The sequence below is a fragment of the Lentzea sp. NPDC060358 genome (genome assembly GCF_042725365.1).
Lineage (GTDB): Bacteria > Actinomycetota > Actinomycetes > Mycobacteriales > Pseudonocardiaceae > Lentzea.
In genome coordinates, this window is the sequence record NZ_JBHXCW010000021.1 from 1 (window position 1) to 23,322 (window position 23,322).

Consider the following 23,322-nt stretch of genomic DNA (forward strand, 5'->3'; position numbering starts at 1 on the left):
AGATGTCGCAATCCACACCGAACCCGGAGGCCCTCCCTCAATCCAAGATCATCCGATCACGTGTCGGACCGTTCCTAACCTCTCAGGTCAGTACAACTAGTCCGCGACCCGGCACCCGACGCGTCATGATTGTTTTCGACCGGAGGACCGAAGGATGAGGTACCAGTGGCAGTCACCATCCGCGACGTGGCTCGCAGGGCGCACGTGTCGGTGGCCACCGTTTCGCGCGCGCTGACATCGCCGGAGCTCGTGCGGCCGGAGACGAGGACGCGGGTGCTGGCCGCGGCGAGCGAGCTCGGCTACCAGCCCAACCGGGCGGCGCGCGGGCTGATCACCGGCAGGACCGGCAACATCGGCATCGTCGTGCCGGACCTCGACAACCCGTTCTTCACCGGTGTGCTCAAGGCCGTGCAGGCGCGGGCGGTGCAGGCCGACTACGCGGTGTTCGTGGCGGACAGCGACGAGGACCCCGTCGCCGAGGCCAAGCTCGTCCACGCGATGGCGAAACAGGTCGACGGCGTCGTGCTCTGCGCGCCGGGACTGGAGGACTCGCAGGTCCACGAGGTGGCCGCGGCGACGTCGCTCGTGCTGCTCAACCGCAAGCTGCCCGGCGTGCCCGCGGCGTTGATGGACTCGGCGGGCGGGATGCAGGCCGTCGTCGACCACCTGGTCGCATTGGGACACCGGCGGATCGCTTACCTCAACGGGCCTCGCACGTCGTGGTCCAACCAGGAGCGTCGCCGCGGGCTGATGACCGCGGTCGCCCGGCACGGCGCCGACCTGGTCGACCTCGGCCCGTTCGCGCCGCGCTACGAGGGCGGCCTGCAGGCGGCCGACCTGGCGGTGGCGGCGGACGTCACGGCCGTCATGGCCTACAACGACATCATGGCGCTCGGCGTGCTGGCGCGGTTGCGGGACCGCGGGATCTCCGTTCCCGGCGACCTGTCGGTGACCGGGTTCGACGACCTCACCTACGCGTCGTTGTGCTCGCCCGCCCTGACGACGGTGGCGATGCCGGTGGCGCAGGCGGGCCGCACGGCCGTGAACCTGTTGCTGGACCGGCTCGACTCCGACCACGACGAGGTGCCGCAGGTGGTGGCGGACACGCAGCTCGTCGTGCGCGGGACGACGGCGCCGCCGCGCGGGTGAGCGAACAAGGCGGCCCCGGCTGGGCGTCTGGGGGGAGTACGCCGTGAGCCGGGGCCGCGAAGCGGCTGGGCCCGAGGGGGGAGGGGGCCTGGCGCCGCTTGGTGTCCCACTCTGCCCTGAGCGAGCCGAATCCGCCAGGGTGGATGTACCTGTTTTTCGATTTCTCCTCCGTGCGGGTTACTCGTAGAGACCTTCGTACAACCGGGAGTGAAGGCGGTGCACCACGTTCCGCTTGACCTTCAACGTCGGCGTGAGCTCACCTTCCTCCTGGGACAGATCCCTGGTGAGCAGCACGAACTTCTTCACCTGGGAAACACTGGCGAAGTGCGAGTTCGCTTCGTCAACAACTCCCTGCACCAGTGCGATCACGTCCGGGTGACCCGCGAGTGATTCGAGGTCGGACGGCACATCCCGTTCCGCGGCCCACGACCCGATCTCGTCAGCGTCCAGTGTGATCAGTGCCACGCAGTACGGCCTGCGATCGCCGAACATCACCGCGTGCGAGATCCAGCGCGACTGGCGCAGCACGTTCTCGACGTTGGCCGGCGCGATGTTCTTGCCCCCCGCGGTGATGATGATGTCCTTCTTGCGGCCGGTGATCGTGACGAACCCGTCCGCGTCGATCTCGCCGAGGTCGCCGGTGTGCAGCCAGCCGTCCCGGATCGCGGCGGCGGTCGCCCCGGGGTTGTTCCAGTAGCCCGCGAAGACGTGCGGGCCGCGCATCAGCAGTTCACCGTCCTGCGCGGTCTTCATCTCCAGACCCGCGATGCCGGACGCGCCGACGGAGCCGAGCTTGAAGCTCTGCAAGGTGTTCAGGGTGCCGACGGCGGTGGACTCGGTCATGCCGTAGCCCTCCAGCACGGGCACGCCCGCGGCGTGGAAGAACCGCAGCACCTCGCGGGAGATCGGTGCCGCGCCGGACAGCGCCTGCTCGAGCCGGCCGCCGAACACCCCGCGCACCTTGGCGAACAACGCGTCGACCTGCTCGAACGCCGCCGCCATCTCGGCGGGGACGGGTTCGCCCACGGCACGGCGGCGCCGCACCTCGAGGCCCAGCGCGACGGCCTGGCCGAGCTGCTCCGGCGGCACGGCGGCGGTGACGAACGTGTAGATCTTCTCGAAGATCCGCGGCACCGACGGCAGGAACGTCGGCCGCACCTCGGCGAGCTCCGGCACGATCGCCGCCATGTCGCCGCCGAAGTACGCGAGCTCGCCACCGCGGTACATCGTGCTGAACATGACGATCTGCGCGAAGACGTGGGCCATCGGCAGGAACAGGTAGACGGTGCCGGTCATCGCGTCGATCCGCGCCTGTTCCGCGAGGCGGCACAACGCGATCCAGTTCGCGTTGGTCAGCACGCAACCCTTGGGCGGGCCGGTCGTGCCGGAGGTGTAGATGATCAGGCTCGGGTCGTCCGGCCGGATCGCGGCACGGCGGGCGTCGAGCTCGTCCGCGAGCGGCGACGTGCGGCCGGTGTCCTGCACCGACGCCACGGTGGGGCGGATGCCGGCGGGCTCGATCGTGACCACGGTGCGCAGGCCGGGGAGCTGCTCGGCGACGGCCTCGACCTTGGCGCACTGCGCCTCGTCCTCGGCCACCACGACCACCGCGCCGGAGTCGCCGACCACCCAGGCGATCTCCTCCGGCGTGCTCGACGGGTAGATCGGCACGACGATCCCGCCCGCCGCGAGCACGGCCAGCTCGACGGCCGTCCACTCCGGACGGGTCCGCGCGAGCACGCAGACCCGCTCGCCCGGCTGGAGTCCGGCGTGGACGAAGCCCGACGCGAGGTCGAGCACCTGCTCCGACACCTCGGCGAAGGTCTGCCGGTGCCACTCACCGTCCCGGGTGAACCGCCACGCCACCGCGTCGCCCCAGGACTGCTCCGCGAGGAACGGCAGGTCGGCGATGCGGCGGACGGTCTGCACCGCGGCCGAGCTGGTGACTCCGGCGGTCATGGCTGCTCCTCGGTGCGTCGGGGGTTCTCAGGCGGGGACGACCTGCACGCGGGTGCCGTTCAGCACGGCGGTGCCCGAGAGCGGGTCGATGCGCAGGTCGTCGGTGAGGAGGTTGACGTTCACGCCGGCGTGCTCCCCGGCGACGCCCAGCCGCGTGCCGGGCTGGTCGTGGCCCCAGCCGTGCGGCATCGAGACGACACCCGGCGCGATGTCGGCGGTGACCTCGACCAGCACCTCGACCTCGCCGACGCGCGAGGTGACCTGGGCGGTGGCACCATCGGCGAGACCGATCCGGGCAGCGTCGTCGGGGTGCACGAGCAGCGTGCACAACGGCTTGCCCTTCACCAGCGCGGGCACGTTGTGCATCCAGGAGTTGTTGGTGCGCAGGTGCCGGCGGCCGACCAGCACCAGCCCGGTCTCGGGCGTCCCGAGCGCGGCGAGCACGCGCGGCAGGTCGTCGACGATCGGCTGCGGGGTCAGCTCGACCTTGCCGGACGGCGTGCGCAGGACCTCCGGCAGCCGCGGGGTGAGCGGGCCGAGGTCGACGCCGTGCGGGTGGTCGAGCAGGTGCCGCAACGAGATCCCGTAGGCGCCGGTGCGCAGCTTCAGGTCCAGCAGGCGTTCCTCGCGCGTCTCGCCCTCGGGCTCGAAGTCGACGCCGAGCTCACCGCACAGGTCCGCGAGCTGGGCCGCGGCGATGGCGTCGAGGTCGGCGGACGGGCCGAGGCCGCCGAAGATCGTGGCGAGCCGCAGGAAGATGTCCGCCTCGTCGACCCTGCCCTCCTCCAACGGGATCGCGGCGCGCGAGTACTTCGCGACGTTGCGCACCGAGTTGTTCAGGAACGCGATGTCGTAGTGGGCACGGCGCGATGGTGGTGGCGGCGGCAGGATGACGTCGGCGTGCCGGGTGGTCTCGTTCAGGTACGGGTCGACGCTGACCATGAAGTCCAGGCAGGACAGTGCCGCGGTGACGCGGGCCGAGTTCGGCAGCGACAGCGCGGGGTTGCCGCCGATCGTGACCAGCGCCCGCACCTGCCCCTCGCCGGGCGTCTCGATCTCGTCGACCATCGTGACGGCCGGGAACTCCCCCATCACCTCGGGGTGGCCCTGCACGCGGCTGTGCCAGCGGCCGGTCGTGAACCCCCGGCCCCGTCCCGTTCCGCGCCTGCTGTGCGCGGGCAGCGGCCACATCGCGCCGCCCGGCCGGTCCAGGTTGCCGGTCAGCACGTTCAGCACGTCCACCGCCCACGACGCGACGGTGCCGAACTCGACGGTCGTCGTGCCGATCCGCCCGTAGACGGCCGCGCGGTCGGCCTCGGCCAGCTGCCGCGCGATCGAGCGGATCGTCGCCGCATCGACGCCGGTCCGCTCGGCGACGGCGTCCGGGCCGAACGGCTCGACGTGCGCGCGGATCGCCGTGTGGTCGGTGACGTGCCCGGCGAGGTCCCCGAGGTCGACCAGGTCCTGCGCGAACAGCTCGTGGACCAGCGCCAGCAGCAGGAACACGTCCGTGCCCGGCCGGATCGCGACGTGCTGGTCGGCCGCCTGCGCGGTCCGGCTGCGGCGCGGGTCGACGACGACGAACCTCCCGCCGCGCTTCTGCAGCTCCTTGAACCGGCCGGGCGCGTCCGGGACCGTCCACAGGCTCCCGTTGGACGAGAACGGGTCGGCGCCGAGCACCAGCATGAAGTCGGTGCGGTCGATGTCGGGCACGGGGATCGAGAAGATGCCGCCGAACACGTACCCGACCTGCACGTGCTTGGGCATCTGGTCGACGGTGCTCGCGGTGAAGACGTTGCGGCTGCCCAGCGCCTTGCGCAGCGGCCCGGCGTAGAGGCCGCCGGCGAGCGAGTGCACGACCGGGTTGCCGAGGTACATCCCGATCGAGTCGCGGTCGGGGAAGTCCTTCAGGCGTTCGTCGACGTGGCGGAACGCCTCGTCCCAGGTGACCTCGCGGAACTCGCCGTCGCGCCGGACGAGCGGCGCGGTGAGCCGGTCCGGGTCGGCGTCGAGCGCGCCGAGGGAGGCGCCCTTGGGGCACAGGAAGCCCCTGCTGAACTCGTCCTCGCGGTCGCCGCGCACCTTCGTGATGCGGTCGCCCTCGACCGTCAGCTCCAGCCCGCACGTCGCCTCGCAGAGCGGGCAGGTCGTGAACACGGTCCTCATGCGTCTCCGATCACCGGCTTGTTGCCAACGGGTACCCCTCCACGGCCACCGGGCGCAAGCACCCGGCCGAAGTCGGGCCGGGCTCGCCGTCACCCACGGGGTGAGTCCAGCCGGGTACGGCCGGTCGCGAGCTCTGGCGGTCGTGTGTGCACAGGTGCAGCATGTTCCGGTGAACGCCGCACCCCGCACCGCCGTCACGATCGCCGCGGTCGCGCTCGCCTACTACGCGACCGCTCAGGTCGGCCTGGTCCTGGCCCTGGTGGAGGGCCAGGTCACCCCGCTGTGGCTGCCGACCGGAATCTCCGTGGCCGCGCTGCTGCTGCGGGGCCGCGGGATCTGGCCCGGCATCGCCCTGGGCGCGTTCGCCACGAACATGACGCTGGGCGCCGGGGTCTGGCCGGCCCTGGTGATCACGGCCGGCAACACCGCCGCGCCGCTGGTGGCCTGGTACCTGCTGAACCGGTTCGGCTTCCGCCCCGCGATCGACCGGCTCAAGGACGCTCTGCTTCTGGTCTTCCTCGGCGCGCTGGGGGCGATGCTGGTCAGCGCCGCGGTCGGGGCGGTGGCGCTGCGGCTCGGCGGCGTGATCGGGTGGCACGACTTCCCCGCGGTGGTGTCGGTGTGGTGGACCGGGGACGCGATGGGCGTGCTGGTGTTCACGCCGCTGCTGCTCACGCTGCCCCGCCGGTGGACGGCGGCGCCGCGCCGGCTCGTCGAGGGCGGGGTGCTGCTGCTCGTCACGGCGGGGCTCGCGTCGGTCGTGACGGTGTCCGGGTCGCGGTTGCTGTTCCTGGTGTTCCCGATGCTGATCTGGGCGGCGCTGCGGTTCCAGCACGCGCTCGCCGCGCCGTGCGCCGTGATCATCTCCGTGGCCGCGGTGATGGCGGCGGCCGGCGGTCACTTCTCCACGGAGGCCCTGCCCGCCACGATGATCGTGCTGCAGGCGTTCAACGGCACGGTGGCGCTGACCGGGCTGATCCTGAGCGCGATCACCAGCGAGCGCAACCAGGCGCGGCAGGCGATCGAGCGCGCGTGCGAGCAGCTGGCCGAGACCGTGGCGCGCTACCAGGAGGAAGGCGTGCGCACGCGGCTCGGCAGGGTGGTTCCGCCCGGTTCGCCCGCTTCCTAGAGCCGCGGGCGGAACCCCCTGCCGTGGCGTCAGAACGGCTTGGGCTGCGCCGCGATGTGCGCGAGGACCTCGCTCAGCGGCCGCGTCTGCCGCATCGCCTCCAGCGACGTCATGGCGCCCGGCGGCACCGCCTCCGCGACGTCCGTGCCGGCGCAGGTGACCCGGGACGCCGGCAGGACACCGGACACCAGGTACTTGGTGACCAGCGCGTCGACGCAGGCGTTGCCGCGCAACGCGTAGTGGCCGTGCTGGCCGTCGTTCGCGACGCTGATCAGCGGCACGCCGAGGTGCTCGGCCATGACCCTGCCGTTGGCGAGCGGGGTCTGGGTGTCGCCGTCGGAGTTGACCACGACGCCGGCCGGGTAGGTGCGCGTGATGGCGGGGATCGTCTCCGGTCGTTCGAACGCGCGGAACGTGCAGTTGGTCGGCGCCATGTAGTCGACGGTGCCGCCGTAGGGGTTGGTGTCCCGCCAGCGCTTCATGTCGTTGTAGTAGGTGTTGACGTCGGTGAACCAGTTCCACTCGCACGTGACGGCCTGGTAGGTGCCGGGCGAGGTCGGTTCGACGTCCCCCTTCTTCAGCGCCGCGATGATCGCGGACACCTCGGCGGGGTCGGCGGCGCCTGCCTTGATCGAGGCGATGTGCCGGGAGAAGGCCGCCCAGGAGCTGCGGTAGCGGGTGGCGCCGACGGTGTAGTCGAACGACGACAGGTCCTCGTAGCCGCCGTACGGGCCGCGCCGGAGGAGTTCGGCGATCTTGTCGAGCTCACCGCGCACGGCCGCCGGCGTGGTGCCGAGGCCGTAGGTGCCGTTGCGGGCGGCCGTCCACTCCGTCCACTTCCTCAGGTTGTCGGTGATGGCGTCCACCACGTCGACGTCCTGCTCGTGCCACGTCTTCAGCGGGTCGAGCGCCGAGTCGAGCACGCTGCGGTCGAGCGACTTCGGGAACATCGAGCCGAAGACGGCGCCGAGCTGCGTGCCGTAGGAGTAGCCGACGTAGGAGATCTTCTTCTCCCCCATCGCCCCGCGGACGACGTCCATGTCGCGGGCGGTGTTCATCGTCGAGACGAAGCGGCGCATCTCGCCGCCGCCGCGCTGGCAGTTGGCCTCGACCGAGCGGTAGTACTCGGTCCAGTTCGACAGCTGCGCGTCCGTGGGGCGCGACGGGAACTCGTCGTCGGTCTGCGTCGTGATGCACCGCAGCTGCGTGGACCGGCCGACGCCGCGCGGGTCCATGCCGATGACGTCGTAGGTCTTCAGCACCTCGGTCTGGCCGTCGAACCAGTGCACGGCGCCCAGCCCGGACCCGCCGGGGCCGCCGGGGTTGGTGAGCAGCACGCCCCTGCGGCGCGCGGGGTCCGCGGCCTTCCTGCGCGAGAGGGCGATCTCGAGGTTGCCGTTGTCCGGGTTGCGGTAGTCCATCGGCACGATCACCGTGGCGCACTCGACCCCCGCCGAGGGCGTGACCCACCCGGCGGGGCACTCGGCCCAGGCCACCGTCTGGTGGTAGTACTCGTACAGCGGTCCCGGCACCGCCTGGGCGGTTCCCGCCAGCGACATCAGCAGCGGGGCTGCCAGAGCCACCGCCCCCCAACGCTTCTTCACGCGCTCCCCCTCCGGTTCGTCGGTCGACTGCGCCACGCTTCCGCAGTCGCGGGCCCGGACGACACCTCCAAAGGTCGCAAACACCTGCCCGCGCGTCTCATCCGGCCCGGACGCGCGGGGTGGGCGCATGGGGTAGGAAAGGGGCATGGACCCGGTCAAGGCGTTGAAGCAGGTGGCCTTCCAGCTCGAACGGGCGGGTGAGCCCACCTACCGCGTCCAGGCGTTCCGCAACGCCGCCGGCGTGCTCGCCGACCTCGACCCGGCCGAGGTGGAGAAGCGGTCGAGGCTCGGCACGCTGACCGACCTCAAGGGCGTCGGCAAGTCGACGGCCGGGGTGGTCGCGGACGCGCTGGCGAACCGCGAGCCGGCCTACCTCGCGAAGCTGCGGCACGTCGACCTCTCCGGCGGCGAGGAGATGCGGGCGCTGCTGAAGGGCGACTGCCACGTCCACTCCGACTGGTCCGACGGCGGCAGCCCGATCAGGGACATGGCGGAGGCGGCGCGCGACCTGGGCCACGAGTTCATGGTGCTGACCGACCACTCGCCGCGGCTGACCGTCGCGAACGGACTGTCGCGGGAACGGCTGGAGAAGCAGCTGGAGGTCGTGGCGGAGCTCAACGCGGAGCTGGCGCCGTTCACCGTCCTCACCGGGATCGAGGTCGACATCCTCGACGACGGCTCGCTCGACCAGGACGAGGACCTGCTGGCACGGCTCGACGTCGTGGTCGCGAGCGTCCACTCGAAACTCAAGATGCCGCGCGCCGAGATGACCAGGCGGATGGTCGCCGCGGTCCGCAACCCGCACGTCGACGTCCTCGGCCACTGCACCGGCCGCCTGGTCGTGGGCAAGGGCCGGCCCGAGTCGCAGTTCGACGCGGAGCGGGTCTTCGAGGCGTGCGCCGAGCACGGCACCGCGGTCGAGATCAACTCACGGCCGGAGCGGCTCGACCCCCCGCTCCGGCTGCTGAGCCTCGCCGTCGACGCCGGGTGCACGTTCTCGATCGACAGCGACGCGCACGCCCCCGGCCAGCTCGACTGGCTGAACCACGGCTGCGCGCGGGCGCAGGAGTGCGGGGTCCCGGCGGACCGCGTGATCAACACCCGGCCCGCGGCCCGGCTGCTGTCCGGGTGAGGTGCTCGTACCAGGACACGAGCGGGCCGGTGTCGGCCAGCGCCCTGGTGAGCGCGACCCGGCACAGGTCGCGGACCGGTTCGGGGTCCCACGCCCCGACGAGGTCGTCGAACGACCCCAGCTCGCCCAGCGCGTACCGCTCGAGGCCCGCGCAGATGGGCACGACCGTGCCGTCCCGCTTCACCACCAGCGGGTCGGCCCGCACGAACGCCGAGGGGTCCGCTCGCAGCAGCGTCGCGGAGGTCACGTCGAACTGGACCTCCACGGCGTCGTCCTCGGCGACCCGGTTCAGCTCCACGGCCGCGTAGACGAGGTCGACCCGGTCGACCCCGTGCGGGCGCACGCGAACCTTGCGCGCGCCTTCGCCCACGGCCTCGGCGGCCATCTCCCGGATGAACGTCACGGTGCGCGGCACGAGGTCGAGCAGCACCGTGACCCGGTGGCCGGCGGCGGCGCACTCCCCCACTTCCTCCAGTCCGACCACGAGCTCGGCTCCCGGCACCGCGGCGAGCCAGCGAGGGTCGTGGACCTCGACTCCCATGGCATTCAAGAGCCGCCATTCGGCGGAGAAATACCTCCGTCTTGGTCAACAGACGACTGTGAATTCAGGACCGTCCGCATCAACGCGCTGATCGCATTCATCGGAGGGCGAATGATTGCGCTGTGCAGCGGCGATAGCCCAATCGAGGGACTTGCAGTAACACAATCGGGAATGGCGGAAACGAGCGCGGAAGTGCGAGCGAAGTCATGGTTGGGAGGGAGCCAGCATGCGCCGCCAGTTCATCGTGCCAGCGGAGGCCTGCGCCAGAAGTGCGGCTGAAGCTCGCCGCACGGTGCTACGTGACCTCCACGACGGGATAGGTCCTTCGCTCGCCGCCGTCGCCCTCGGACTGCGGTCGGCGCGGAGGCTGCTCGCGTCCGATCCGGCGGCCGCGGCGCGGTTGCTCGCGACGCTCGAGGACGAGGTGCACTCGGCGATCGGCGACATCAGGACGCTCGTGGCCAACGAGAGCCCGTCGACGGTCTCGCGGCTCGGACTCGTCGGCGCGGTCGAGCAGTTCGTGGCCGACCTGCGGTCCCGGCTGCACATCGCGATCGACGTGGCGGTGCTCGGTGAGATCCCGCCGCTGCCCGACGCGGTCGGCGTCGCGGCGTACAAGATCATCCGCGAGGCCCTGACCAACGTTGTCACCCACGCCGACGCCCGCACCTGCCTGGTACGGCTGTGGTTCGACGCCGAGCTGCACGTCGAGGTGGTCGACGACGGCGTGGGCGCCGCGGCGGGCGTGTCGGCCGGGGTGGGGCTGGCGTCGATGCGGCAGCGGGCGAGCGACCTCGGCGGCAACTGCCACGTGGAGCGCGGCACCGACGGCGGCACGAGGCTCGCGGCAGCGCTGCCCGTCTCATGACCCTGCGCGCCCTGGTCGTGGACGACCACCCCCTGTTCCGGCGTGGCGTGATGGAGGCACTGGTCGACGGCGGCATCGACGTGGTCGGCGAGGCCTCCGGCGGCACCGCGGCGGTGGAGCTGGCCGCCCGGCTGCGGCCGGACGTGGTCGTGATGGACATCAACATGCCCGACCTCGGCGGCATCGAGGCCACCCAGCGGATCGTCGGCGCCCAGCCCGCCGCCAGGGTGCTGGTGCTGACCATGTTCGAGGACGACGAGTCGCTGTTCGCCGCGATGCGCGCCGGCGCCCGCGGCTACCTGGTGAAGTCCTCGCGCCCGCAGCAGATCGTCGACGCCGTCCGCGCGGTCGGCGAGGGCGAGGCGATCTTCAGCCCGGCCGTGGCGACCCGGTTGCTCGCGTTCTTCGCCACGGCGCCGCAGCCGAGCACGCTCCCGGAGCTCACCGGGCGCGAACGGGAGATCGCGCACCTGATGGCGGAGGGCAAGGGCAACGCGGCGATCGCACGGGAGTTGTTCCTCAGCACCAAGACCGTGCGCAACCACGTCTCGAACATCCTGCGCAAGCTCCAGGTGGCCGATCGCGCGCAGGCCGTCCACCGGGCGCGGCAGGCGGGATGGGGCACCTAAACCTGTTCCGGGACAGGTCGGGACAGGTGCCCATGTCGACCGGGACGTTTCCCGCAGGATGATGGAGGAGCCGACGTCAGAAGGGGAGAGCTGATGATCGCCGAACCGGTCGCCGTAGTCCTGCACGCCACCGACTCCATCACCCGCGCGGGCGTCACCGTCTCACTGCGGTCCCGCCCCGAGATCCGCCTCGTCGAACCGGAGACCGCGGAGGGCTGCGTGGCCCTGGTCGTCGCGGAGCGCCTCGACGAGAACGTGTTGCAACTGCTGAGAAAGCTGCAGTGCCGGCCCAACCCCGGGATCGTGCTGATCACGGGCGACGTGGCGGACTCCGAGCTGCTCGACGTGGTCGGCAGCGGCGTGTCCGCGGTGCTGCGCCGGGCCGACGCGACCCCGGACACGCTGGTCCGGCTGATCCGCGCGGCCCACGCCGGCGAGGGCTCGCTGCCCGCGGACCTGCTCGGCCGGTTGCTGGGACGCGTGTCCCAGTTGCAGCGCAACGTGTTGCGCCCGCACGGCCTCAACCTCGCCGGGATGTCCAGCCGGGAGACCGAGGTGCTGCGGATGATCGCCGACGGCCTGGAGACGCGGGAGATCGCGGAGAAGCTGTGCTACTCGCAGCGGACCGTGAAGTCGATCCTGCACGACATCACCAACCGGTTCCAGCTGCGCAACCGGGCGCACGCGGTGGCCTTCGCGTTGCGGGAGGGCCTGATCTGAGGCGGTGATCCGATCCGGTGGCACGGATGTCGTCCGTGCCACCGCTTCGTGCGTGCCGGGCCCGCTCACTCCGCCCGCCCGTTCAGCACGACCGACGGCGTGCACGCGCCCTTCGGCTGCGGGTTCTGGCAGCTCACCCGGAACACGATCTTCTCGCCGGGCTGGAACCGCAGCGGTTCCTGGAAGTGCTCGTCGCGGTCCCGGAAGTTCCCGAGCCCGATCACGCGGATCACGCTGCGCGTCCCGCCCGCGTCCCGGACGAGCTGGGCGGTGCCCGTGTCGCCCTTGGCGTTCTCGAAGAAGATGTCCTTGATGAGCAGCGTCTTCTTGTCGTCCGGCGGGGTGAACGTCACCTCGGTGAACGTGCCGGCGTTCGCCACGATCGCGGAGGTCGAGTCGATCCGGAACGTCACCGGCGTGCCCTCGGCGGCCTGGGGCTTGGGCAGGGTCGGGGTCGCGGAGGTGTCGCCCGGCTTGATGCCCAGCGCGTCCAGGGCCTGACCGGCGTTCGCGGCGGCCTGCTTCGACTCGTCCTTGGCCGCGCCCGCCGCGCTCGCCGCCTCGTCGGCCTTCTCCTGGATCTGCTGGGTCTCCTGCTGCATCACCTCGCGCGCCGCGGACTTCACGGCCGGGGCGAGCACCGAGAACCACAGGGCCGCCAGCGCCGCCGCGATGAGCAGCAGCGCGACCAGCGCGGGCACCAGCCACTTCGGCAGCAGCTGGCGCTGGACCATCGTGCCCTGGGCGAGCAGCGCATCGCCGTGCTCCGGCGTGATCTCGACCCGGAACGGGAGCCGCTTCGGCTCGCCGCGCAGGTAGGTCCGGCGAGGCCGGGCCTGCAGGCGCACGAACGTCGTGGTGCCCGGCGGGAGCGCGACCTCGGTGCGGTCCAGGCGGAAGTCGAGCTCGTCCTCGGGGTCGACGGCCCGCAGCCGCAGCAGGGCGGGAGCGTTGCCCACGTTGTCGACCGCGACCTCGAACTTGGCCCGGCGGGAGCCCTCGGCCTTGGGGGGCACCAGTTCCGCGGCCACGTCGGTGAACGCGCCGACCACGACGACGCCCTCCTCGACGACCGAGCCGTGCGGGTCCTCGCGGGAGATGACCCGGACGCCGAACGGCACCGCGCCCGCGTACACGCCCGCCTCCCGCGGCGGCGCGAACCGCACGAGCACCGGCGCGGACTCGCCGGGGTTGAGGTTCACCACGGGTGGTTCGGCACGGCTCCACGGCGCGGCGTCACCGACGACGTCGATCGTGAACTGGTCCACCAGCTCACCCGCGTTGCGCACCACGACCTGGCAGGTGACGTCGCCACCCGGCGCGACCGACAGGTCCGAGGTGGACAGCGTCGCAGTTGCTCCCATGTCGAGAAGTCTCCTCGTTCGGCTGCCCCGGGGGCAGCGGCGGTGAAGGCGTGGGCGGGTGCGCCGTTCGCTGCCCGTTGGGGCAGGCTCACCCGCGGCCGATGAAGTCCGACGGCTGCCCGGTGCTCGGCACCGCGAGGAAGTCGCCGGACCTCACCTCGCCGAACCTCGTGCCCTCGACAGCGGTCGCCGTGGCCTGCCGCACGCCCTCGGTGTCGTTGTGGAAGACCAGCATCTGCGTGGCGAACGTCCCGTCGGCGGTGGTGAGCTCGCCCGGTGTCTCGGCGATGCCGGGACTCCAGCCGAGCCTGACCTTGGCGCCGGGCGGGAAGTCCTTGCCCTGCACCGAGACCACGCCGCCGAGCGGTCCCGCCTGCTGGTCGAGTGTGAGCGTCGGTTGCTTGACGACCACCTTTGTGGCCGCGACGTTGTCGAGCGAGTCCTCGTCCGGGCCGGTGGCGACCACGACGCCGACCAGTTCGCGGTCGACGGCCTCGGTCGCCGGGATCCTGAGCTCGACCTCCGCGTCGCCGTCCGGGCCGAGCGTGCCGACCGGGCACTCCGGCAGGCAGCCGAACGCCGAGGCGATGACGCGGACGTCGGTGAGCGTCGAGCCGGAGCTGTTGAACAGCGCGAACTTCACGACCACGTCGTCACCGCCGACGAACGACGGCTGCGGGCTCGCGGACACCTTCAGCGACAGCGAACCGGTGCGTTCCAGGACCTTCACGGTGGCGCGCGACGTGACGGCGCCGACCGCGGCGGTCACCGCGTGCTCGCCCGTCGTGATGCCCGTGGCCTCGCCGCTCACGACCTTCCGCTGTCCCGGTGCGATCGAGCCGAGGTCGGCGCCGGCCGGTCCGCCCCGCAAGCCGTCCGGGACGGTCACGGTGAGCACGGCGGGCGAGGGCGCGAAGCCCGTGTTCGCGACGGCGACCTCGATCGTCGTCTCGCCGTTGAACGGGATCTCGGCCGGTGTGGCCGTGATGCCCACCGTGAGCCGCGGAAGTCGTTGCACCGCGGGCTGAGCGGCGTTGCGGGCGAAGAGCTGCGGAGCACCGCTGCCGCGCGCCGTCCACAGCTCCGGTGGCGCCTCGAAGTCCCCCGCCTCGAAGACGATCCCGCCGCCGTCCGGCAACCATGCCGGGCTGCGCGGGCGGAGGAGGTCTTCGCCGCCCTGGACGAGCATGCGGGAGGCGGTCCCGTCTGCGCTGATCTCGCAGATGCGGTCGATCTGCCGGATCGCGAGGTTCTTGCCGTCCGGCGACCACGCGGGGTCCTCGCTGCGCTGACCGCCGCACGGGTCGCCGAAGCGCGCCGAGAGGTCGAGCTGGCTCGTGCCGTCCGGGGTGACGAGCCAGATGCCGGGCCCCTCGGAGAGCGCGCCGGTGATCGTGACGACGGCGGTGTCGGTGCCGGTGTTGCCCAGGGCGTCGGTGGCCGTGCAGGTCACGGTGGTGACGCCGATCGGGAACCTGGTGCCGGACGGCGGTGCGCAGACCGGTACGAGCGGGCGGTTCTGGCCGTCGGTCGCACTCGCCTGGTAGGTGACCGTCGCGCCGGTGGCGTCCTGCGCGACTGTTCGCACGCCGTCCAGGCGCACCAGCGGTGTCACGGCGTCGGCGACCTGGATCTGGACGTCCTGCACGTAACCGGGGCGGGCCTGCTGCTCGTTGTTGAGCCGGAACTCGACGGTGCAGCGCAGGGTGGTGCCGGGGGCGGCGGCCGGCGCGACCGTGAAGCGCTCGGTGACCGCGGCGTCCTGGCCGCCCGGCACGACCGCCTCGGCCGGGGTGAAGGCCACGCCGAGCCCGTCGTCGCACCGGGGCACCGGCGTGACCTTCACGTCGAGGTCGCGGATGCCGGCGAGGATGGCGGTGCTGATCTCCTCCGGCTTGGTCTGGTCGTAGGTCTGCAACGAGCCGTTGGTGGCCGAGACGAACCGGGTCGCCTGGCCGAACTGGTCGAGCCCGCCGCTGTCGATGCCGACGAACCGGATGTTCTCGGCCCGCAGCGCCTCGACCGCGTTCGCCACGGTGTCCTGGCCGCCCGGCATGAGCCCCTCGGCCGTGCCCTCGTCGCCGATGACCACGACGACGCGGCTCGAGTCGGGCCGGAAGCCGAACGCGCCCGCGGCGGTCTGGATCAGCGCGTGCGCCCACACCTCGGTCGAGCCCTCGTCGGTGATGATGTTCACCTCGTCCTGCCAGTCGCCGACGTCCTCGGTGAGCCGGCGGTGGACGGTGAAGGTCCGGCCGGTGTTCTCCGGTCCGGCGTAGGAGCCGATGCCGAAGCGGGTCTCCGGCTGCTGGGCGCGGATCTCGCCGATGATCCCGTCCAGCGTCCGCTTGACGCTGCCGAGCTCCTCGCTCATCGACCCGCTGATGTCGATGAGGACCACGACGTCGGGCTTCGGCGGCACCCGCGGGGTGTGCACCACCTCGGCGATGTCGAACGTGCTGCTCACCCGCGCCGGGCGGTCGGTCTCCGGTTCGCTGATCTGCGGTGCCGGAACGGTGACCGCACTGGCGCGGCGGGTGATCGCGATGGTCCTGCCGTCCGGCGACCAGTCCGGCTGGGTGTCGTCGGCGACGAGGTGCGCCGGGATCGGGATCTCGCCGGTGCGCACGCCGTCGGCGACGCGGTAGGTCCGCACGACGGCGTCGGAGCCCTCGCCGTTCGGGACCCACGTGACGAGGGCGATCGACGTGCCGTCCGGCGACCACGCCGGTTCGGTCTGGTCGAACACCTCGGTGTTGAGACGCCGGGAGTTGCTGCCGTCGGCGTTGGCGACCATGACGTGCCCGTCGTCGACGTAGGCGAGCCTGGTGCCGTCGAGCGAGAACGCCGGGTCCTGCTGGTTGCGCGGTCCGGCGGTGAGGTTCGTGCGCGCACCGCCGGAGCTGTCGGTCCGGAAGACGTCCTCGTCGCTGGTGAAGCCGATGTTGAACGGTTCCGGCGCCGGCGGCTGGGCGCGCGCCGCCGGCACCGGTACCGCGAGCAGGGCGACCAGCAGCAGCGGAAGTGCGCGCACGGTCAGTTCACCTGCTTCTCGAACAGCTCGATCTCGCTGATCACCGTGTCGGTGCTCTCGGCGGACGGGTAGACGCCCGCGACGAGGACCTGGACCTGCGTGACGCCGTCACCGTTGGCGATGGCGTGCTCCTGCTGGTCCGGCTGGTCGGTGAGCGTGACGTCGTGGGTCTTGCCGGTGTCGAACACCAGCGTGAGGCGTTGCGGCCGTTGGGAACCGAGGTACTTCTTGGGGTCACCGCTGTAGACGATCATCCGGCGCAGGTCGGTGGCGTGGTCGAACCGGATCGTGAGCGCCGCGGTCTTCGGGTCGGTCGGCGCGGCCCAGAACGTGCCCTTGTCGTTGTCCATCGCGAGCGCGGCCGGGTGCTCGGGGCGTTCCTGCGCGGCCGCGATCGAGCTCTGCCGCACGGGCACCCAGTCCTCGACGAAGATGCCGGCGACCGCGTCCTTGGCCGCGACCGCCTGCGTGTTCACGGTGCTGCGGAACGGTTGCGAGAGCGCGTAGAGACCGCCGAACAGCAGCAGCACCACGACCAGCGTCCAGCGCACGGCCCTGCCGACGCCCTGCCGCACCCTCCTGGCCCGGCGCGGGCGGCTGCCGTGCTCGCGGATCCTCGGGCCCTTCGCGGGCAGCCACCGCTTCCACCACGGTTGCTCCTGCTTGACCGCGTCCACGAGCGTGTGGCCGCAGACGCCGCAGAACCGGCGGGTGTCCGGGTTGCCCGACCCGCACATGCCGCAGATCAGGTCGCCGGGCTGCGGCTCGCGCTTGAGCGTCTGCTGTGGACGGTGGTGGGCCTGGGGTTGCGCCCGGGCCGCGTCGGGCCGGACCGCCCCGGTCTGCGCGGGGGCGCCGGTCCACTGCAGGAAGTCGCCGCAGTTGCCGCAGAACTCCGTGTTCTGCGCGTTGTGCTCACCGCAGCTCTGACAGACGATCATGTGGTCACCTCGGTGGTCGTGGCGACGTGGGCGGGCACCATCCGACGCACGGCCGCGGTGACCCGAGCCCTGTCGACGGCGTCCGGGTCCGCCACCCGGATCCGGATCAGCACGTGGGCGGGTGATGTGCCCGGCAGGGGTCCGCCCGGGGTCGCGGAGGTGGCCGTGCCACCGCTGTCCACGACCTCGACCCGGCCGCCGGTGAGCAGCTCGACGTGGTCCGCGATGCCCCTGTTGGTGCCGCGGAGCCGGTGCAGGTGCACGGCCCGCGCGACGAGCTCGCGGCGCTGGCCGGTGGACCAGCTCTCGTCGAGGTCGAGCGCCACCCAGCCCGCCAACCAGTCGACGAAGTCCGCCGGGGCGAGGCGGGGGTCCAGGTAGGAGGAGAAGCAGTCGAGGACGGTGAAGACGGGCGCCAGGACCTCGTCGAGGGCCGTGGTGAAGCGCTGGGTGAAGTCGTCGTCGGTGTAGACCGCGGGCATGCGCTCGCCCAGCGGGTGCGGGGAGACGAGGTCGTCGACGGCACTGCGCATGTCAGCTCCTCGCCACCCGCACCTGGTGCCCGTAGGAGAACGCCAGCCCGTTGGGCGGCAGGTCGACCCGTTGCACCGACTGCCCGCGCTCCCCCGTCAGCAGGTTCGCCGCGAACAGCTTCACGTCCTCCACCAGCTCCACCCCCGCGATCCGTTGCAGCACCGCGTACACCTCCCCCGAGTGCACCGGCCGGCCGAACGGCCACCCGGTCCCCTCCGCACCGCCGCGGATCGGGTCGAGGTAGTCGCCCAGCGCGTCCATCGCCCGTGCGCGCACCGCCTCCGTCGGCGTCCCGGCGCGGGCCTTCAGGTCCGCCACGACCGTGACGCCCTGGTAGAACGGCGGTTCCACGCTCACCCGAGCGCCGACGCACCGGCGTGCGTCGAGGTGGCGCGCGATCCGGTCGAGGGTCTCCTGGTCCACCTGGAACGCCGCGAAGTTCGGCTCCTCGTGCGCCGCGACCGCCGGGACGACCAGCACGCGCACGCCGTCCTCGCCCGGCGCGCACCGCACCCGGGCCACCTCGGGCGCCGCCTCCCGCGCGAGGACCTCGTAGTCCTCCGCCGTCACGGCGCGGTCGCGGGTCCGCAGCGACAACGGGCCGCGCAGGGCCGCGTCCTGCACCGACTCGCCCGAGACGCCGCCCCTGCCGGGCTTGCGGTTGGTGATGTCGCTGACGAACGGCACCGGGTCCCGTTGCACCGTCACGAGGTTGCGCGCGACGTTGCCCCTGGTGCCGCCGCCCGTGCGGTACTCGGGCACGCGGATCGCCGCCGACTTCGCCGGCACCGCGCCGTAGTGCCGCAGGCTGCCGTCCTGCCCGCGGACCGCGGGACCGAAGATGATCTGGCCCTCGGTGTTGTCCACCAGGAAGTGCCGGTCGTCCGGGCCGGACTCGGTGAACGCGGGCACCTCGGTCCAGGTGTCCCAGCCGTCGGTGGTCGCGACCTCGACGGTGATCGGGGCGCCCGCGACGACCGGCGTGCGGGCGAGCGGGAACCGCTGTCCCGCCACGCCTTCCGAGACGCCGACGGTCTCGCCGCGCACCACGTCGGCGTGCACGGCCTCGGTGGTGCCGCCCATCGTGACGGCGCTGACTTCGCGCAGCCGCGGCGAGCGCTGGTAGAACGGCTGGCCCTGCCACAGCTCGGCGGCCCGGCAGCGCAGCCAGCCGGCGCGGTTGCGGGTCAGCACGGACGTGGTGTGGCCGGCCGGGACGTGCACGACGACGTCGCCCGCGGAGTTGAAGCCGCCGTTGGTGAAGCTGTCGACCTCGCAGGCGGTCCAGCCCTCGTCGGTCCAGGCCTCCCACGCCCACGGCGGGTCGGCCGGGTTGATGCCTGACCCCATCGCGTCGCAGTCGAACCTGAGCAGCACCGCGCAGCCGGGCACGGCGTCGGACAGGCCGAACAGCACGGCGTCGCCCGGCTGGGGCTGCTCGCCGAACGCGGCCGGTTCCTTCAGCCCCCTGAGGTCGTCGGTGCGGTCCACGGGCTGGCCCTGGGCCGTCGCCGTCGCCAGGTGCGCGAGCTCGCACGGCACGATCGTGAGCGGCCGGTCGACCGTGAAGACGACCGGTTCCTCGACGCCCTTGCGCTGGGTCGCGACCTGGGTGCCCCTGGGCACCTCGACGGGCGCCGGTTGCGGAGCGGAGAGCCAGTAGGTGACGTCCACGCGGGCGGCGGTGGGGGCGAACAGCTCCACGCCGATGAGGTCGAGGAACTTGAGGTAGTGCAGCTCGGGCACGCGGTTGAGCCGGTACACCAGCTCGTCGACCATGTGCGCGAACGCCTCGATCAGCGTCACGCCGGGGTCGGAGACGTTGTGGTCCGTCCACTCGGGACAGCGCTGCTGGACGCGGCGCTTGGCCTCGTCCACGAGCTGCTGGAAGCGGCGGTCGTCGAGGTTGGGCAGGGGAAGCGGCATCACGCACCGTCCTCGTGGGGCGGAATGACGTAGAACGGGAAGACGAGGTTGCGGGGGTCGTTCGTACCGCGCAGGGCGTAGCGGATGTCGATCAGCAACGTGCCGTGCGCGACCTCGGCGAAGTCGACGACCACGTCCACCAGGTCGATGCGCGGTTCCCAGCGTTCGAGCGACTGGCGCACCTCGTAGGCGATCTGGCCCGCCGTCGTGGAGTCGGCGGGCGCGAACACCAGGTCGTGGATCGCGCACCCGAACTCGGGCCGCATCGGCCGTTCGCCGGGTGCGGTCGCGAGGATCAGCCGGATGCTCTCGACGATCTCGCGGTCGCCGTCGACGAGCGCCAGCGACCCGGTCGCGTCGGTGCGGACGGGGAAGCTGACGCCCCTGCCGATGAAGTCCACCGCTCACCCTCCGATCAGGACGGTCGGGGCGCCGGGCGGCAGGATCGCCGCGCCGCAGCCGCTCATGTCGCCGACGCGCGCCGCTGGTTTGCCGCCGATCAGCACGGTCGGGCAGCCGGGCGGGACGACCGGTGTCGGCGGGTGCACGGCGGGAGGCGGGAACGAGCACGTGTGCAGGTCCCCTACCGTGGCGGCGGGCTTGCCGCCGATGAGCACGGTGAGCACTCCCGGTCCGGTGATGACGCCGGGATGTCCTGTCAGGTCGCCGATCCTGGCCGCGGGTGGCATCGCGTCCCGTCCCCCTCAGTTGATCTTCACGATGGCGCCCTTGACGGTGAGCGGGCCACCGGCCGAGACCTCCGCCTGCGCCTGGCCGGCGATCTTGACCTGCGCGCCCTCCGCCGTGAGCTCGGTCTGCGCCTTCACGGACACCTTCTGGCCCTTGAGCTCCAGCGGCCCGGTGCCCGCGTCGACGGTGATGCCGCTGCGGGCCTTGACCGTGATGGTCTTGCCGCTGGTGATCTCGACGGTCTGCGCCTTCTGGTCGAGCCGGACGACGAACTTCCCGTCACCGCTGGAGATCAGGATTCCGTCGTCCTCGGCGAACTCGACCCGGTGGCCCTTGCGGCTCACGAACCCGCGCACCGCGATCTCGCCCTTGCCGCTGTCGACCGCCGGTTTGCCGAGCTTCGGCGGCTGGTCCTTGCCGTTGTAGAGGCCGCCGAGCACGTACGGGGCGTCGAAGTCGCCGTGCTCGAAGCCGACGAGCACCTCGTCACCGACCTCGGGCAGCACCAGCGCGCCGCGGTTCGCGCCGGCGCCCTGCTGCACGGTCCTCGCCCACACGCTCGTCAGCTCGCCGGAGAGCCAGGGGAACTTGACCTGGACGCGGCCGATCTGCATCGGGTCCTTGGCGTTGGTGACGATGGCGGGCACGAGTCCGTTGAGCGGCTTGCTCTTCGTGCCGTGCACGAGCCCGTAGAGCGAGCGCTCCTGCTTGCCGGAGACGGTGAACTCGGTGGTGTAGCCGGTGTGCTCGGCGAACAGGTGCCGGGTGCCGGTCAGCGTGTACTTGCCCTGGAACTGGTCGCCGACGTTGGTCAGCGCCACCGCGGTGCCCGCCTTGAGCTCGGGGTTCCCCCTCGCCACGCCGGTGAGCTCCGCGCAGGACCCGCCGAGCTGCGCCGCGAGCGCCTCCGCCGCGGTCTTGGCCTCGGCGTGCGTCCGGTAGGGCAGGCCGGCCTCGAGGTGCGGCGGTGCGCCGAACCGGGTCGCGAGCTCCTTCGGCTTCGCCTGCGCCACCTCGACCCCCGCCGTGGTCGGGACGGCGGTGGCGAGGACCTCCTGCTTGTTCTCGAAGTCCCAGCCCCGCACCTGCACCTCGGGCACCTGGCCGGCGGTCGTGATGCCGGCCCTGAGCGCGACGAGCGTGCTGTGCAGCTCGAGCACGAGCGGGTTCGACTTGGCCTTGGCGCCCTGCTGCGGTGCCTTCGCGGGCGCTTCGGGCAGCTTGAAGTCGAGCTTGCCGTCCTTCACCGCGATCTGCGCGCCGGTGGTGCGCGCGAGGCGGCTGAGGAACTCCCAGTCGCTGACGTTGTCCTGGGTGAGCTGCGTGTCCGGCCGCCCGCCGAAGCCGGGCACGGTGTCGATCGTCCCGGCCTTGAGGCCCGCGCGCCCGGCGACCTTGCGGACGACGTCGGCGACCGTCATGTTCGGGTAGACCGCGATCCGCGTGCCGCGGAACAGCCGGTGCGCCTCGTCGTACCCGCGGACCTCGGTGAAGGTGCCCTGCGCGTCCAGCTCGACGCCGACGGCGGTGATCTCCCCGCTCATCAACGGCTTCGGCGCGCCGGGATCGGCCGTCTGCACCTTGAGCGCGGCCTTCGCGCCGATCTTGAAGCCCGCCTTGGCGAGCACCACGTGGCCGGGGTCGCGGAACCGCAGCACGAACATGTCCGGCAGGTTCCGGCTGTCGTCGACGTAGGCGTAGGTGAGCAGCAGCTTGACGTCCGCGGGCAACGGCTTCCCGTCGACCTCGACGACGAGGTTGTTGGCGAAGCTCTCGTTAGCCATGCTGGATCTCCTCCAACGCCGGAACGAGGACGGTCGAGCCGAGCCGGAGCCGCATCGGGTCGTCGATGCCGTTGGCCTCGGCGATGTGCCGCCACAGCTCCGCGTTGCCGTAGGCCTGGTAGGCGAGGCTCTGCAGGCTGTCGCCCGCCGTGAGCGTGCGCGCGTCCCGTGCCGCCAGCGCCCCGCTGGTCGGGTTCTGCCCGCCGGGTTCGCCGCTGACCTCCTCGAGGTTGACCGTGCACACGGCCCTGACCGGCATGCCGCCGGGCGTGAAGAGCGTGTACTTGGCCGTGACGCTCGCGACGTAGCTCGGGAAGCCGGTCGTGGTGCCCCACTTGAAGATGACCCACGGCGGACTGCCCTTGCCGTTCTGCCGCGAGTCCTTCGTGGGCACCGTGAGGGCGAAGAGCTGCTCGACCTTCTTGACGGTCGCGTCGCCCATGGTGTCGGTGGAGTCGAGGAAGATCTCGAGCGCCAGCTTGGCCGGCTCGGCCCCCTTGAACTCCGGCACGCCCGCCTTGGGCGCGTTGGGCTGCGTCTGCCGGTCCCACTTGGCGTTCTTGGCGAGCGACAGCTCCCGCGGGTTGAACTGGAACCTGATCTCGTCGATCTGCGCCCCCGGCTTCTGCAGCCCGCCGGGCTTGGGCGGCTCGTGCACCGTGAGCGTCGCGTGCTCCATCTTCGTGGACGTGGTCGCCGACCCCGCGCTCGTGAACGTGACGGTCATCGCGCGTCCAGGAACCCGTGGTGCGCCAACTCGAGCGTCTCGGTGGCGACCTTGGTCTGCTCGGCGCTGAGCTGCGGCCCCGTCCACCGCACGGGGACCACCTCCGACAGCGACCAGCTGGCGATGGTCTTCCCCTCGAGCGTCTTGGCCTCGATGACCGCGGTCCGCCGCTTGATCCCCGCCGCCATCCCGGCGATCCAGCGGGTGATCTTCTGGCTGTCCCGGGTGACCGGCCTGCTGAGCTTCACGTTGGGGTACTTGATGCGCGTGGGCAGCTGCCACACCATCCCGTTGTTGCCGCCCTCTTCCCGCTGCTCGATGACGAACTCGCACCCGAGCCCCTCACAGCTGTTGAAGGACCCGAGGTCGTCCTTGTCGACCGACACGCTGAAGCAGACGGCGACGGCTTCCTCTGGAGCGGTCAT

The 23,322-nt window shown here is 71.9% G+C and carries 20 protein-coding genes; 6 read left to right on the forward strand and 14 right to left on the reverse strand.

Going from position 1 to position 23,322, the window contains the following annotated elements; translation table 11 throughout:
* The first annotated feature begins 165 nt into the window (after positions 1-165).
* On the forward strand, positions 166-1,149 hold the full coding sequence (locus ACFWGZ_RS06970; RefSeq protein WP_382450537.1) for a LacI family DNA-binding transcriptional regulator: 984 nt from the start codon (positions 166-168) through the stop codon (positions 1,147-1,149).
* Between the two features lie 177 nt (positions 1,150-1,326).
* Here the strand turns inward: ACFWGZ_RS06970 and ACFWGZ_RS06975 are convergent, their stop codons facing one another.
* Both ACFWGZ_RS06975 and ACFWGZ_RS06980 read right to left on the reverse strand, forming a co-directional pair.
* Entirely contained in the window at positions 1,327-3,108 is a 1,782-nt protein-coding gene (locus ACFWGZ_RS06975; protein WP_382450538.1) for an AMP-dependent synthetase/ligase, read from the reverse strand.
* A gap of 27 nt (positions 3,109-3,135) precedes the next feature.
* On the reverse strand, positions 3,136-5,274 hold the full coding sequence (locus ACFWGZ_RS06980; RefSeq protein WP_382450539.1) for a molybdopterin-dependent oxidoreductase: 2,139 nt from the start codon (positions 5,272-5,274) through the stop codon (positions 3,136-3,138).
* 169 nt (positions 5,275-5,443) lie between these two features.
* Here ACFWGZ_RS06980 and ACFWGZ_RS06985 point away from each other — a divergent pair, with 169 nt between their 5' ends.
* Positions 5,444-6,403, forward strand: coding sequence for an MASE1 domain-containing protein (locus tag ACFWGZ_RS06985; RefSeq protein WP_382450540.1), 960 nt, complete (start codon positions 5,444-5,446; stop codon positions 6,401-6,403).
* A gap of 29 nt (positions 6,404-6,432) precedes the next feature.
* Here ACFWGZ_RS06985 and ACFWGZ_RS06990 read toward each other — a convergent pair whose 3' ends face one another.
* Positions 6,433-8,007: an alpha/beta fold hydrolase gene (locus tag ACFWGZ_RS06990; protein WP_382450541.1), complete on the reverse strand. Its 1,575-nt coding sequence runs from the start codon at positions 8,005-8,007 to the stop codon at positions 6,433-6,435.
* Between the two features lie 145 nt (positions 8,008-8,152).
* Here ACFWGZ_RS06990 and ACFWGZ_RS06995 point away from each other — a divergent pair, with 145 nt between their 5' ends.
* Positions 8,153-9,139, forward strand: a complete 987-nt coding sequence (locus tag ACFWGZ_RS06995; RefSeq protein WP_382450542.1) for a PHP domain-containing protein — start codon at positions 8,153-8,155, stop codon at positions 9,137-9,139.
* Here the strand turns inward: ACFWGZ_RS06995 and ACFWGZ_RS07000 are convergent.
* Positions 9,102-9,680, reverse strand: coding sequence for a hypothetical protein (locus tag ACFWGZ_RS07000; RefSeq protein WP_382450543.1), 579 nt, complete (start codon positions 9,678-9,680; stop codon positions 9,102-9,104). The genes ACFWGZ_RS06995 and ACFWGZ_RS07000 overlap by 38 nt on opposite strands.
* Positions 9,681-9,906: 226 nt before the next feature.
* On the opposite strand from ACFWGZ_RS07000, the gene ACFWGZ_RS07005 reads away from it, so the two are divergent.
* From ACFWGZ_RS07005 to ACFWGZ_RS07015, 3 genes are all read left to right on the forward strand, one after another.
* Positions 9,907-10,548 carry a sensor histidine kinase gene (locus ACFWGZ_RS07005; protein ID WP_382450544.1) on the forward strand — a complete coding sequence of 214 codons (642 nt, stop codon included), beginning with the start codon at positions 9,907-9,909 and terminating at the stop codon, positions 10,546-10,548.
* Positions 10,545-11,177, forward strand: a complete 633-nt coding sequence (locus ACFWGZ_RS07010) for a response regulator (RefSeq protein WP_382450545.1) — start codon at positions 10,545-10,547, stop codon at positions 11,175-11,177. Before ACFWGZ_RS07005 ends, ACFWGZ_RS07010 begins: the two co-directional genes overlap by 4 nt.
* A gap of 93 nt (positions 11,178-11,270) precedes the next feature.
* Positions 11,271-11,897, forward strand: coding sequence for a response regulator transcription factor (locus tag ACFWGZ_RS07015; protein WP_382450546.1), 627 nt, complete (start codon positions 11,271-11,273; stop codon positions 11,895-11,897).
* Positions 11,898-11,962: 65 nt separating this feature from the next.
* Here ACFWGZ_RS07015 and ACFWGZ_RS07020 read toward each other — a convergent pair whose 3' ends face one another.
* The 10 genes from ACFWGZ_RS07020 to ACFWGZ_RS07065 all read right to left on the reverse strand — a co-directional run bounded on the left by ACFWGZ_RS07020 (position 11,963) and on the right by ACFWGZ_RS07065 (position 23,322).
* Positions 11,963-13,261, reverse strand: a complete 1,299-nt coding sequence (locus ACFWGZ_RS07020) for a hypothetical protein (RefSeq protein ID WP_382450547.1) — start codon at positions 13,259-13,261, stop codon at positions 11,963-11,965.
* A gap of 88 nt (positions 13,262-13,349) precedes the next feature.
* Positions 13,350-16,295, reverse strand: coding sequence for a VWA domain-containing protein (locus tag ACFWGZ_RS07025; protein WP_382450548.1), 2,946 nt, complete (start codon positions 16,293-16,295; stop codon positions 13,350-13,352).
* Positions 16,296-16,297: 2 nt separating this feature from the next.
* Entirely contained in the window at positions 16,298-17,236 is a 939-nt protein-coding gene (locus tag ACFWGZ_RS07030) for an NADase-type glycan-binding domain-containing protein (RefSeq protein WP_382450549.1), read from the reverse strand.
* A complete protein-coding gene (locus ACFWGZ_RS07035) occupies positions 17,233-17,769 on the reverse strand; it encodes a phage tail protein (protein WP_382450550.1) in 537 nt (178 codons plus the stop codon). Before ACFWGZ_RS07035 ends, ACFWGZ_RS07030 begins: the two co-directional genes overlap by 4 nt.
* Before the next feature lies 1 nt (position 17,770).
* On the reverse strand, positions 17,771-19,696 hold the full coding sequence (locus tag ACFWGZ_RS07040) for a putative baseplate assembly protein (protein WP_382450551.1): 1,926 nt from the start codon (positions 19,694-19,696) through the stop codon (positions 17,771-17,773).
* Positions 19,696-20,097: a GPW/gp25 family protein gene (locus ACFWGZ_RS07045; RefSeq protein WP_382450552.1), complete on the reverse strand. Its 402-nt coding sequence runs from the start codon at positions 20,095-20,097 to the stop codon at positions 19,696-19,698. Before ACFWGZ_RS07045 ends, ACFWGZ_RS07040 begins: the two co-directional genes overlap by 1 nt.
* Positions 20,098-20,100: 3 nt before the next feature.
* Positions 20,101-20,385, reverse strand: coding sequence for a PAAR domain-containing protein (locus ACFWGZ_RS07050; protein WP_382450553.1), 285 nt, complete (start codon positions 20,383-20,385; stop codon positions 20,101-20,103).
* Positions 20,386-20,400: 15 nt separating this feature from the next.
* Positions 20,401-22,170: a VgrG-related protein gene (locus ACFWGZ_RS07055; protein ID WP_382450554.1), complete on the reverse strand. Its 1,770-nt coding sequence runs from the start codon at positions 22,168-22,170 to the stop codon at positions 20,401-20,403.
* Positions 22,163-22,897: a peptidase M23 gene (locus ACFWGZ_RS07060; protein ID WP_382450555.1), complete on the reverse strand. Its 735-nt coding sequence runs from the start codon at positions 22,895-22,897 to the stop codon at positions 22,163-22,165. Before ACFWGZ_RS07060 ends, ACFWGZ_RS07055 begins: the two co-directional genes overlap by 8 nt.
* Positions 22,894-23,322: a phage tail protein gene (locus tag ACFWGZ_RS07065; RefSeq protein WP_382450556.1), complete on the reverse strand. Its 429-nt coding sequence runs from the start codon at positions 23,320-23,322 to the stop codon at positions 22,894-22,896. The genes ACFWGZ_RS07060 and ACFWGZ_RS07065 overlap by 4 nt, the downstream gene beginning before the upstream one ends.